At 61.5% G+C, this 13,330-nt stretch carries 7 protein-coding genes; 3 read left to right on the top strand and 4 right to left on the bottom strand.

Annotation, left to right across the window (positions count from 1 at the left end; all coding sequences use genetic code 11):
- Positions 1 to 16: 16 nt before the first annotated feature.
- Entirely contained in the window at positions 17 to 1,189 is a 1,173-nt protein-coding gene (gene pbpG, locus P0D71_RS03240) for a D-alanyl-D-alanine endopeptidase (RefSeq protein ID WP_091792883.1), read from the bottom strand.
- A gap of 775 nt (positions 1,190 to 1,964) precedes the next feature.
- Between pbpG and P0D71_RS03235 the strand changes: the two genes are divergently transcribed.
- Positions 1,965 to 2,537: a phasin family protein gene (locus P0D71_RS03235; protein ID WP_007181275.1), complete on the top strand. Its 573-nt coding sequence runs from the start codon at positions 1,965 to 1,967 to the stop codon at positions 2,535 to 2,537.
- A gap of 349 nt (positions 2,538 to 2,886) precedes the next feature.
- Here the strand turns inward: P0D71_RS03235 and lpdA are convergent, their stop codons facing one another.
- From lpdA to aceE, 3 genes are all read right to left on the bottom strand, one after another.
- A complete protein-coding gene (lpdA, locus tag P0D71_RS03230) occupies positions 2,887 to 4,695 on the bottom strand; it encodes a dihydrolipoyl dehydrogenase (protein WP_091792882.1) in 1,809 nt (602 codons plus the stop codon).
- 262 nt (positions 4,696 to 4,957) lie between these two features.
- Entirely contained in the window at positions 4,958 to 6,607 is a 1,650-nt protein-coding gene (gene aceF / locus P0D71_RS03225) for a dihydrolipoyllysine-residue acetyltransferase (RefSeq protein ID WP_408479264.1), read from the bottom strand.
- An 87-nt stretch (positions 6,608 to 6,694) separates the two neighbouring features.
- Entirely contained in the window at positions 6,695 to 9,391 is a 2,697-nt protein-coding gene (aceE, locus tag P0D71_RS03220; RefSeq protein ID WP_091792880.1) for a pyruvate dehydrogenase (acetyl-transferring), homodimeric type, read from the bottom strand.
- 275 nt (positions 9,392 to 9,666) lie between these two features.
- On the opposite strand from aceE, the gene fixL reads away from it, so the two are divergent.
- Positions 9,667 to 12,183, top strand: a complete 2,517-nt coding sequence (gene fixL / locus P0D71_RS03215; protein ID WP_091792879.1) for an oxygen sensor histidine kinase FixL — start codon at positions 9,667 to 9,669, stop codon at positions 12,181 to 12,183.
- A complete protein-coding gene (fixJ, locus tag P0D71_RS03210) occupies positions 12,180 to 12,824 on the top strand; it encodes an oxygen response regulator transcription factor FixJ (RefSeq protein WP_007181270.1) in 645 nt (214 codons plus the stop codon). The genes fixL and fixJ overlap by 4 nt, the downstream gene beginning before the upstream one ends.
- Positions 12,825 to 13,330: the final 506 nt, after the last annotated feature.

Here is a 13,330-nt window from a genome sequence, read left to right as displayed (position 1 = left end):
CCGCTCACGAGCGGCTTCAGGTACCCGAACCGCCGGCGTCCGCGCTGGTAATGCGCGGCTGGTCGCCGCCGTTGTCCAGCCACGTGCGCAGACGCGTTGCGTCCGCGAACCGCGAGTACTTACCCGACGAGTCGAGCAGCACCATGATCATCGGACGGCCGTGAATGGTCGCCTGCATCACGAGGCACTCACCCGCTTCGTTGATGAAGCCGGTCTTTTGCAGACCGATGTCCCAAGTCGGGTTACGCACCAGCGCATTCGTGCTGTTGTACGCCAGCGAACGCTTGCCGGTGTACACCTCGTAGCTGTGATCTGTCGAGAACTTGCGAATCACCGGATACTGATACGCGGCGTTGACCATCTTCACGAGGTCGCGCGCGCTCGATACGTTCTGGCTCGTCAAACCCGTCGGGTTTTCAAAGTGCGTGTCGGTCATGCCAAGTTGCTTGGCCTTCGCGTTCATGGCCGCGAGAAACGCGGGACGGCCGCCCGGGAAGTAACGCGACAGCGCTGCCGCCGCGCGATTTTCCGATGCCATCAGCGCGATATGCAGCATGTCTTCACGCGAGAGCACGGAGCCCACCGACAGACGCGAGCCGGTGTTCTTTTCGTAGTCGCGGTCTTCGTCGGTGACTTCGATCTGATCGGTCATCGGCTCTTTCGAGTCGAGCACCACCATCGCCGTCATCAGTTTCGTGATCGACGCGATCGGCACCACGGCGCGCGAATTCTTGTCGAACAGCGGTTCCCCGGAGTTCTGATCGATCACGTAGGCGACGCTGGAGCGCAGCATGAGCGCGTCCGGCGTTTCGTGCAGGCCGAAAGCCTGGCCGACGCTCGGCGAACGCGGTTCATACGCGACACGGCGCACCACCGAGTGGTGACGGCCATTCGACGTATAGGTTACGCGCTTGCGCTTGACGCCCGCGCGTGGCGCGTCGTCCTCAGCGGCTACCGACTTTGCAGCCGCCGCTTTCGATGCCTTCGACACCTTGGCGGGGGCGGCAGCCGGCTTTTTGGCTGCTTTCGCGTGTTTGGAGGTTTTTGCAGGTGCAGCGGGCGTGGCGGCAAAAGCGCTCACAGGCGTGGCGAACGCCGCTGCGATGACCATGGAGGCGGCCACCGACAGAGCGGTGCTGCGGGCCGCGCCGTGGATCACTTTTAGCGACGAAAACATGTCGGTTTTCATGGGTGTTCGGTAGGGAGCGGCGAGAGGTTTTCCGCAAGTGTAGTAAAACAACGAAAAATTAGCAATTTGAAGCACTTATACGCGCTCCTTAAACCGGCTTGTAAGCTCCGATCGCAAAAACACGAATAAGTGCCACGCCTCGATCGAAAAAAACGATCGCCCAGGCGTTTCGCCTCGCGGCTGCCGCCATACGCCAGAATCGAGGTGATTCTTCCAGCATAACGGCAATTTCGAGACAACCTTGATCAGGGGAAATACGGTCAGAGCACGGGCGAACGGGTGCTGCCAGTGCCACAGTACGAAGTTGGGATCAATCCAGCGGCGTGTTAAACGTCCACTGGAAACCGCCAACGCGCATTCGACCGGATTCAGTCATTAACGTTCCGTGACACTTTCCGGTTTACATCGATTTGCATTTGCGGCGTTTTGTTAATTGTCGGATGTTACCGGCTTCCCTTGCTGGCGTGTGACGGGAGGTCGAAATGCCCCACAACGCGGCAATAACGACAGTATTTCGTTAGCACCAGCGCGGTGCAGCGCTCAATTTGACCTGCGTCACGCGAACGTCATGCCCAACGCATAACATCTTGTTTTATCAGCGGTTTCTTAATATGGTGCGACGCACAAAAAACACTTGACATTCGTCGTGGCCATCCTAAAATGGGAACCATTGCTGCGATGCACCATACATCGCGGTCCGGCGGGACGCACCAATGTGTCTCACCACCCACCAATGCGGTCCGCACAGACAGACCGCGATCCAGGAGCGTAAACCATGACTCTGCTGACCCCTGAGCAATTCGCCGCAGCCCAGAAAGCCAACTTTGAAACGCTGTTCGGCCTGACGACCAAAGCATTCGAAGGCGTCGAAAAGCTGGTTGAGCTGAACCTGCAGGTCGTGAAATCGACGCTCGCGGAAAGCCAGGAAAATGCTCAACGTGCGCTGTCGGTGAAAGACGCGCAGGAACTGCTGGCACTGCAGGCAAGCCTTGCACAGCCGGTAGCCGAAAAGGCGCTGTCGTATGGCCGTCACGTGTATGAGATCGTTTCGGCAACGCAAGGCGAATTCGCCCGCGTCGCGGAAGCGCAATTCGAAGAGCAAAACCGCAAGGTTCAATCGCTCGTCGAAAACGTTGCAAAGAATGCCCCGGCTGGTTCGGAAACCGCTGTCGCCGTGATGAAGTCGGCTATCACCGCCGCCAACACCACGTACGAAACGGTTCACAAGGCAACCAAGCAAGCAGTCGAAATCGCTGAAAGCAACTTCAATGCAGCTGCAACGGCCGCATCGAAGGCAGCTTCGCAAGCTGCAGCACAAGCGTCGCGCTCGGCCAAGAAGGCCGTCTAAGCTTCCGTCTCAAGCATCACCTCTGCAGGCAGCATTCAACGCCGGCACAGCTCACCGCTGTGCCGGCGTTACCGCAAGCAACAGCGTCGTGCCGTTGCCGCTCACACGGTGTTAATTGGCCGAACGCTCCGATACGTTGAACAGCGTATCGTTTGCCCGGCGCAAGGCCGGGATTTTTTTACCCGCCGCGTCTGTTCCGGCGCCGGTGACGTCGAGCGGATTTGATACCGTCGTCGTTGCACGGTAATGGCCCTGCCCTGCTGTCCGAAAGAAAAACGGCGCGTCCTTTGCGGGACGCGCCGTTTTTTTCTCCGGACCACCCGCATGAATGCGGGCGGGCCAGAGCGCATTACTTCTTTTTCTGCGGCGGCAAGTCGGTACACACGCCTTCATACAACTCGGCGGCCATACCGATCGATTCGCCGAGCGTCGGATGCGGGTGAATCGTCTTACCGATATCCGTTGCGTCCGCACCCATCTCGACCGCGAGACACACTTCGCTGATCAGGTCGCCTGCATTCAGACCGACGATCCCGCCGCCGATCACGCGATGCGTTTCCTCGTCGAACAGCAGCTTCGTGAAGCCTTCGTCGCGGCCGTTGGCGATCGCGCGGCCGGAAGCCGCCCACGGGAACACCGCTTTGCCGTACTTGATGCCGGCTGCCTTCAACTGGTCTTCCGTCTTGCCAGCCCATGCCACTTCCGGGTCGGTGTAGGCCACCGACGGAATCTGCAGCGCGTCGAAGTACGCTTTCTCGCCATGCGCGGCTTCGGCGGCAACGTGGCCTTCGTGCACGGCCTTATGCGCGAGCATCGGCTGACCGACGATATCGCCGATCGCGAAGATGTGCGGCACATTGGTGCGCATCTGCTTGTCGACGTCGATGAAGCCACGATCCGTCACCGCGACCCCGGCCTTGTCGGCACCGATCTTCTTGCCGTTCGGCGTACGGCCGACGGCGACCAGCACGAGGTCGTAACGCTGCGCTTCGGCCGGGGCTTTTTCGCCTTCGAACGACACGTAGATGCCGTCGTCTTTGGCTTGCGCACCGGTAGTCTTGGTCTTCAGCATGACGTTGGCGAAACGCTTGCTGTTGTACTTCTCCCAGACCTTGACCAGATCGCGGTCCGCGCCGGCCATCAGACCGTCGAGCATTTCGACCACATCGATTTTCGCGCCAAGCGTGGCGTACACCGTGGCCATTTCCAGACCGATGATGCCGCCGCCGATCACCAGCATGCGCTGCGGAATCTGACGCAGTTCGAGCGCGCCGGTCGAATCGACCACACGCGGATCTTCCGGAATGAACGGCAGCTTCACCGCTTCCGAGCCCGCGGCGATGATCGCCTGCTTGAACTTGACGACCTTCTTGCCGCCCTCGGTCTGCACTTCCATGTGGTACGGATCGACGAACGAGCCGTTACCCGTCACGACTTCGACCTTGCGCATCTTCGCCATGCCGGCGAGACCGCCGGTGAGCTTCTTGACGACGCCCGACTTGAAGTCGCGCAGCTTGTCGAGATCGATTTGCGGCTTGCCGAACGTGATGCCGTGCGCGCCGAGCGCTTCGGCTTCGTCGATCACGAGCGCGGTGTGCAACAGCGCCTTCGACGGAATACAGCCGACGTTCAGACACACGCCGCCGAGCGTCGAGTAACGCTCCACGAGCACGGTCTTCATGCCGAGGTCGGCGGAACGGAACGCGGCGGAATAACCACCGGGGCCCGAACCGAGCACGAGCATGTCGCACTCGATGTCCGCGGAGCCGGAATAGCTGCCGGCTTGCGGCGCGGGTGCTGCCGCCTTGGCCGGAGCCGCCGCAGCCTGGGCCGCCTGCGGTTTGGCTTCCGCTTGAGCGGGCGCTTTCTCGGGTTCTTTGGCCGGAGCCTTCGGTGCATCTTTCGCGGGCGCCGCGTCTGCCGATGTTTCGACGAGCGCGATCACCGTACCTTGCGAGACTTTGTCGCCGGCTTTGACGCGGACTTCCTTGACCGTGCCGGCGGTATCGCTCGGCACTTCGATGGAGGCCTTGTCGGACTCGAGCGTCATCAGCGCCTGTTCATTCTCGATGACATCGCCCGGTTTGATATTGACTTCGATGACATCGACGTCTTTGAAGTCGCCGATATCCGGCACTTTTACTTCGACGAGACTCATTAGTGTCCCCTTCTCTTATTGACCGTGATGAAGGAAGAACCTCAAAAAAGCAGCCTACAAGCTGGCAGCGCGGCGAACAGAATCATCCTTTGCAGTCCGCCGAAGGACGCGCCTTTCTTTTGCCTACTTTTCTTTGGAAGACAAAGAAAAGTAGCTGCCGCCCCGCACAGGGGCGACACTAATAGACCGACAAGAAAGCAGGTTCTACAGAGAGACGCGGATCACAGAAAAACAACCCGCGCCCCGCACAACCATCACCAAATCAAAGAATCACACGCCGGAAATCGGCAAGAAGCGCCCCGAGATACGCATTGAACCTGGCCGCCGCAGCACCATCGATCACCCGATGGTCATACGACAAAGAAAGCGGCAGGATCAAACGCGGCACGAACTGCTTACCATCCCAAACCGGCTTCATCGCACCGCGCGACAGACCAAGAATGGCGACTTCAGGCGCATTGATAATCGGCGTGAAGTTCGTGCCGCCAATGCCACCCAAAGACGAAATCGAGAAGCACCCGCCTTGCATCTGATCCGGCTTCAACTTGCCGTCGCGGGCGGCCTTCGACAGCTCGGCCATTTCCTTGGCGATATCGATCAAGCCCTTCTTGTCCGCATCGCGAATGACAGGAACGACCAGACCATTCGGCGTGTCAGCCGCAAACCCGATATGGAAGTACTGCTTGAACACCAGGTTGTCGCCGTCGAGGCTGGCATTGAACGTCGGGAACTGCTTCAAGGCCGAAACAACAGCTTTGATCACGAAAGCCAGCATGGTGATCTTCACGCCTGCCTTTTCGTTCTCCTTGTTCAACTGCACGCGCAGCGCTTCGAGATCGGTGATGTCCGCTTCGTCGTTGTTCGTGACGTGCGGAATCATGACCCAGTTGCGATGCAGATTCGCGCCCGAAATTTTCTTGATGCGCGACAGCGGCTTCGGATCGATCGGACCGAATTTCGTGAAGTCGACCTTCGGCCACGGCAGCAGGTTCAGTTCGCCACCACCTGCCGCAGCCGGCGCAGCAGCGCCGGCCGGCGCCGCACGCTGGCCGGTCATGACGCCCTTGATAAAGGCGGTCACGTCGGCTTGCGTGATGCGGCCCTTCGGACCCGTGCCCTGCACCTGTGTCACGTCGACGCCGAGTTCACGCGCGAACTTGCGCACGGACGGCGACGCATGGCTCGCGTGACGCGCGCCACCTTCGCCGGCCGGAATGACCGGTGCCTGAGCGAGCGCCGACGGCGCCGCCGGAGCCGGCGACGGCGTGGCCGGCGCATCGGACGGCTTCTCGACGGCTTCCTGCTTCGGAGCCGGCGCCGGCGCAGCCGCGCCGCCTTCCGCTTCCACCACCACGATCACCGAGCCTTCCGAGACGGTATCGCCGACCTTGACCTTCAGTTCCTTGACAATACCGGCAGCCGAGCTCGGCACGTCCATGGTCGCCTTGTCGGATTCGAGCGTCACGAGCGACTGCTCTTTCTCGACGCGATCGCCGACCTTCACCGCGACTTCGATCACGGGAATGTCTTTGTAGTCGCCGATATCCGGTACTTTGACTTCCTGCAGACCGCCGCCGCCCGCAGCGGCCGCGGGTGCGGCAGCTGGTGCCGGCGCCGCAGCCGGAGCCGGTGCAGCGGCAGGCGCCGGAGCAGGCGCAGCCGCGCCGCCTTCAGCGCCTTCCAGCACGACGATCAACGAACCTTCCGAGACGTTGTCGCCGACCTTGACCTTCACTTCCTTGACGACGCCGGCGGCCGAGCTCGGCACGTCCATGGTCGCCTTGTCGGATTCCAGCGTAGCGAGCGATTGCTCTTTCTCGACGGTGTCACCCGCCTTCACCAGCACCTCGATCACAGGGATGTCCTTGTAATCGCCGATGTCCGGCACCTTGACTTCGATCGCTTGACTCATTGTTAGTGTCTCCTGGGCCGCGCACGCGCCCGGCCCCTGTCGATCAGGGGGCGGCCGCGCACGCCGTGGCACACGGGGAAGGATGCCTTAGACGGTCATCGGGTTGGGTTTGGCGGGATCAAGGTTGTATTTCTTGAGCGCCTCGGCGACGACCTTGCGTTCGATCGTGCCTTCATCTGCCAGTGCATTCAACGCGGCAACCGTGACCCAGTAGCGGTCGACTTCGAAGAAGTGGCGCAGCTTTTCGCGCGTGTCCGAACGGCCGTAGCCATCCGTGCCCAGCACGACGAACTTCTGCGGCACGAACGCGCGAATCTGCTCGGTCAGCGCGCGCACATAGTCGGTCGAAGCGATGACCGGACCTTGCGCGTCCTTCAGCAGCTTCTCGACGTGCGAGAGCTTCTTCTCTTCGGTCGGGTGCAGCAGGTTCCAGCGCTGCACTTCATGGCCTTCGCGCGCGAGTTCGGTGAAGCTCGGCACGCTCCACAGATCGGCGGCGACGCCCCAGTCGTTCTTCAGCAGGTCGGCGGCGGCGATCACTTCGTTGAAGATCGTGCCCGCGCCCATCAGTTGCACGCGCGGCGCCTTCTTGTCCGCTTCGGCCTTACGGAACGCGTACATACCCTTGATGATGTCGGCCGCTACAGCGTCGCCCTGCGGAATCGCCGGGTGCTCGTAGTTCTCGTTCATCACCGTGATGTAGTAGTACACGTCTTCCTGATCCGCGACCATGCGGCGCAGGCCGTCCTGCATGATGACCGCGAGTTCGTAACCGAACGTCGGGTCGTAGCTGATGCAGTTCGGCACCGAAGCCGCCCACAGCAGCGAGTGGCCGTCTTCGTGCTGCAGACCTTCGCCGTTCAGCGTGGTGCGACCCGCCGTGCCGCCCAGCAGGAAGCCGCGCGAGCGCATGTCGCCCGCTGCCCATGCCAGGTCGCCGATGCGCTGGAAGCCGAACATCGAGTAGAAGATGTAGAACGGGATCATGATCTCGCCGTGCGTCGAGTACGACGTCGCGGCTGCGATCCAGTCGGCCATACCACCGGCTTCGTTGATGCCTTCCTGCAGGATCTGACCAGTTTCCGACTCACGGTAGAACATGAGCTGGTCGGAATCTTCCGGCACATACTTCTGGCCGTCCTGATTCCAGATGCCGATCTGACGGAACAGGCCTTCCATACCGAACGTACGCGACTCGTCCGGCACGATCGGCACGATGCGCTTACCGAGTGCCTTATCCTTCAGCAGAATGTTCAGGATCCGCACGAACGCCATGGTCGTGGAGATCTCGCGGCCTTCGCCCGTGCCCTTGAGCAGCGGCTCGAATACCGACAGCTCCGGCACCGGCAGCGACTCGGCCTTCTGGCGACGCGCCGGCAGATAGCCGCCGAGGTCCTGGCGGCGAGCACGCATGTACTCCAGTTCCTTCGAACCTTCTTCGAACTTGAGGTACGGCACGTTGACGAGATCTTCGTCGGAGATCGGCAGGCGGAACTGGTCGCGGAATTTCTTCAGCTGATCCACGTGCAGCTTTTTCTGCTGGTGGGTGATGTTCATGGCCTGGCCGGCTTCGCCCATGCCGTAGCCCTTGATCGTCTTCGCGAGAATGACGGTCGGCTGGCCCTGCGAATTCGACGCTTCCTGGAACGCTGCGTAGATCTTGTGCGGATCGTGGCCGCCGCGGTTCAGGTTCCAGATTTCCTCGTCGGACCATTCGGCGACCAGCGCCTTGAGTTCCGGCGTGTTGAAGAAGTGTTCGCGCACATACGCGCCCGACTCCGACTTGTACGTCTGATATTCGCCGTCGACCACAGCCATCATGCGGCGCATCAGCGCGCCCGACTTGTCGCGTTGGAACAGCGCGTCCCAACGGCTGCCCCAGATGACCTTGATGACGTTCCAGCCGGCGCCGCGGAATTCGCTTTCCAGTTCCTGGATGATCTTGCCGTTGCCGCGCACCGGACCGTCGAGACGCTGCAGGTTGCAGTTGATCACGAACACGAGGTTGTCGAGGCGTTCACGGCCAGCCATGCCGATCGCGCCGAGCGATTCCGGCTCGTCCGTTTCGCCGTCGCCGAGGAACGCCCAGACCTTGCGGCCGTCGGTCTTCGCAATGCCGCGCGCCTGCATGTACTTCATGAAGCGCGCCTGATAGATCGCCATGATCGGGCCGAGGCCCATCGAGACGGTCGGGAATTGCCAGAAGTCCGGCATCAGCCACGGGTGCGGGTACGACGAGATGCCCTCGCCGCCCACTTCCTGGCGGAAGTTGTCGAGCTGGTTCTCGGTCAGACGGCCGAGCAGGAACGCGCGCGAGTACACACCCGGCGACGAATGGCCCTGCACGAACACGAGATCGCCGCCATGTTCAGCCGACGGCGCATGCCAGAAGTGGTTGTAGCCGACGTCGTACAGCGTGGCGGCCGAAGCGAACGAGGCGATGTGGCCGCCCACGTTGGTTTCCTTGCCGGCGCGCAGCACCATGGCAATGGCGTTCCAGCGGGTGTACGAGCGGATACGGTGTTCGATGTCCTGATCGCCGGGGATCTTCGCCTGGCGCGAAACGGGAATCGTGTTGATGTACGGCGTGTTGGCGGAGAACGGCAGATGTTCGCCATGCACGCGGGCGAACTCGATCTGTTTCTCGATCAGGTAGTGAGCGCGATCGGGGCCCACAGCAGAAATCACGCCATCCAGCGCTTCAAGCCATTCGCCGGTTTCCTGGGGATCGTCGTCTTTTTCAGCAGCGACATATTTCATGACTTCGTCGGGTACAGCGGACATGCTCGTCTCCTGGATGTAGAGGAACGCTCTTTGAACAGACGACGCGGACGAAGCACGGCCGCGGCAGCTTCGGCCGATTGTAATAAGGGTCCCGACGTCCGCGCAACAAAATTTTCGAATTACGAGATCGATTCTCATAATGCGGAAAATTGTTGCGACGCAACCTGATTTGACTGCCGATCGACGAATACGTCGGCTAGTTTGCGCCGATTAATGGCACTTTCAGCGCTTTTTTGCGCCATTTACTAGCTTCACGCTGCGCTACAATGCCTCGCATGTTGACCGAACGGCTTTTCGCACGCTCGGCGCGCACCGCCGGTTCGCCTGCGGATTCGACGCCGTCCTCCCGCTGGCACCACGGACCGTGGTGGTCCAATTCCTATTTGCTCACGCCGCTCCTGTCGATCCTGGTGTTTCTGGTCGTCATGAGTCTGATTCTGTGGAGCCTGAACCGGCGCGAACAGCAACAGCAGGAAGACACGCTTTACCGTAATGTGGCGTGGGCGCAGCAGCAGATCCGTCTTTCCATGACCGGCGCGCAGGAACAGATCCAGGCGCTCGCGCGCGATCTGGTCGCCGGCCACGCCGATCCGCATTCGTTCCAGGTGTCCACCACGGACATCATGCAGGGGCATCCCGAGATCCTCTACATGAACTGGTACACGAGCCAGCAGCAGCCGCGCTGGCCCAATACGGCGCTGCCGGTGTTCGGCCAGCGGCTCGCGAGGCCGAACGACACGCAGATGGACGAAGCGGTCAAAGCCGCCTTCACCGAGGCGCGCAATACGCGCCGCCAGGTCTATTCGCCGCTCATCTACGACGACCTCGGCAACGGCTACATCACGCTGCAAACGCCGGTGTTCCGCGACCGCGACTTCCTCGGCACGATCGCCGCGGTGTTCTCGGTGGAAGGGATCCTCAAGCACGACATTCCGCCCGAGCTCTCGGCGAAATACAAAATCTCGATCATCGATGTGAACAACCGCGAGTTGACCACCACGTCGACCCGCCCGCGCCTGCCGCGCGACATGTTCTACGACCTGCCGCTCGACCCGCCGGGCCAGGGCGTCTCGGTGCGCGTCTACGCGTTCCCGCAGATGACCAACTTCACCAACAACACACTGGTGTGGCTGGTGGCGGGTCTGTCCTGTTTCGTGTTGTGGAGCCTGTGGAGCTTGTGGAAACACACGCGCCAACGCTTCGAGGCGCAGCAGGCGCTGTATGCCGAGGCGTTCTTCCGCCGCGCGATGGAAAACTCGGTGCTGATCGGCATGCGCGTGCTCGACATGCACGGGCGCATCACCCACGTCAATCCAGCGTTTTGCCGCATGACCGGCTGGGACGAAAGCGATCTGGTCGGCAAGAACGCGCCGTTCGCCTACTGGCCGCGCGACGCTTATCCGGAAATGCAGCGCCAGCTCGACATGACGCTGCGCGGCAAGGCGCCCTCGTCGGGCTTCGAATTGCGGGTGCGCCGCAAGGACGGCTCGCTGTTCCACGCCCGCCTCTATGTGTCGCCGCTGATCGACAGCTCGGGCCGCCAGACCGGCTGGATGTCGTCCATGACCGACATCACCGAGCCGAAACGCGCGCGCGAAGAACTCGCCGCCGCGCACGAGCGCTTCACCACCGTGCTCGAAAGCCTCGACGCGGCCGTGTCCGTGCTGGCCGCCGACGAAGCCGAACTGCTGTTCGCCAACCGCTATTACCGGCACCTGTTCGGGATTCGCCCGGACGGACATCTGGAATTGGCGGGCGGCGGGTTCGATAGCGCACAGGCGTCGTCCGATTCGATCGATATGGTGGACACCTATGCCGGGCTGCCCGCCGCGGCGTTGACCGAAAGCACCGCCGATGCGCAGGAAGTCTACGTGCAAAGCATCCAGAAATGGTTCGAAGTGCGCCGCCAGTACATCCAGTGGGTGGACGGCCACCTCGCGCAGATGCAGATCGCAACCGACATCACGACGCGCAAGCAGGCGCAGGAATTGTCGCGCCAGCAGGACGAAAAGCTGCAGTTCACCAGCCGTCTCATGACGATGGGTGAAATGGCCTCCTCGCTCGCCCACGAGTTGAACCAGCCTCTCGCCGCGATCAATAACTATTGCTCCGGAACCGTCGCACTGGTTAAATCCGGTCGGACGACACCTGACAATCTGCTGCCCGTGCTCGAAAAGACGGCCCAGCAGGCGGTGCGTGCCGGCATGATCATCAAGCGCATTCGCGAGTTCGTGAAGCGCAGCGAGCCGAAGCGTCAGGCCACGCGCGTGGCCGATATCGTCGCGGACGCGGTGGGTCTGGCCGAACTCGAGGCGAGAAAGCGCCGCATTCGCATCGTTACGGATCTGCGCGCGCGCCTGCCGGTGATCTACGTCGATCCGGTGCTGATCGAGCAGGTGCTGGTCAACCTGCTGAAGAATGGCGCCGAAGCGATGGCCGAAGCCCGTCCGAACGCGGTTGATCCGGTGATCCGCGTGGTCGTGCGGCTGGAAGGCGGGTTTGTCTGCATCAGCGTCGTCGACCAGGGGCCGGGCGTCGACGAAGCAACAGCCGAGCGGCTGTTCGAACCGTTTTACAGCACCAAGTCCGATGGTATGGGCATGGGGCTGAATATTTGCCGTTCGATTATCGAATCGCACCGCGGTCGTCTGTGGGTGGTGAACAACGTCGAATCTGACGGCCACATCACGGGCGCCACGTTCCATTGCAGTCTGCCTATTGGAGAGCCTGACGGCCCGAGCAACGGCGGGTCACAGGCGCCGACACCACAAACCGTTACGGGAGAGCTATGAACAGCCCAGTCACCACACAGGAAACTGTCTTTGTCGTCGACGACGACGAGGCCGTGCGAGATTCGCTGCGCTGGCTGCTGGAGGCGAACGGCTACCGCGTGCAATGCTTCTCCAGCGCCGAGCAGTTCATCGACGCATGGCAGCCGCACACGCATCCGGGCCAGATCGCCTGCCTGATCCTCGACGTGCGGATGTCCGGCATGAGCGGGCTCGAATTGCAGGAACGCCTGATCGCCGACAACGCGTCGCTGCCGATCATCTTCGTGACGGGTCACGGCGATGTGCCGATGGCTGTGTCCACAATGAAAAAAGGCGCGATGGACTTCATCGAAAAGCCGTTCGACGAAGCCGAGTTGCGCAAGCTGGTCGAGCGCATGCTCGACAAGGCGCGCAGCGAAAGCAGCAGCGTGCAGCAGCAGCGCGCCGCCGCCGAGCGTCTGGGCAAGCTGACCGCGCGTGAGCACCAGGTGCTCGAACGCATCATCGCGGGCCGCCTGAACAAGCAGATCGCCGACGACCTTGGCATCAGCATCAAGACGGTCGAAGCGCACCGCGCGAACATCATGGAAAAGCTCAACGTCAACACGGTCGCCGACCTGCTGCGACTCGCGCTGTCGAACAAGCCGCAACCGGCGCAATAAGCCGCACCTGCCGGCACGCCCGAAGGAAGTCCCCTCGTGGGACTCGCCACCGGAGCAGTGCCGCGCATCAATGGCCGGACTATCCACGAGTCCGGCCCGCCTCGCCCTCTCCCGCCTGTTATTCCCTCAGCACCCTTCAGCGCCTCGCACACTTCTCACGGCCATCAACGCGAACCGCGTTAAATCGACGCATCTCCCGGAAAATAATACGCATTACTCAGCAAATGCTTACCCGATTGCGCAACAATTTCTTTCCTCAGACAAGATTGACGGACTGATCCGCACCCTTTAATTTACGCAGAACTCCTTAGCGGATGTCGTCGATAGCGCGATCAACGCGGGAATGACGTGCTGCAAAACGCCGCACGCCGTATCGCCTGGTGGTGCGAAACAATCGGATAGGATCGAACGTTTCCCTCTAGCAGCACGTGTTTTCGCCGAGCCACTTCACGGCAAACCGGACGCCTGCTCGCTCCGCCCCTCCATGGCAGATTCCATTGCGACGA

It is taken from the genome of Paraburkholderia sp. RL17-383-BIF-A (assembly GCF_046028015.1).
Taxonomy (GTDB): Bacteria; Pseudomonadota; Gammaproteobacteria; order Burkholderiales; family Burkholderiaceae; genus Paraburkholderia.
Note: the sequence above shows the minus strand (reverse complement) of the source record. Positions and strands in the feature narration are given on the sequence as shown.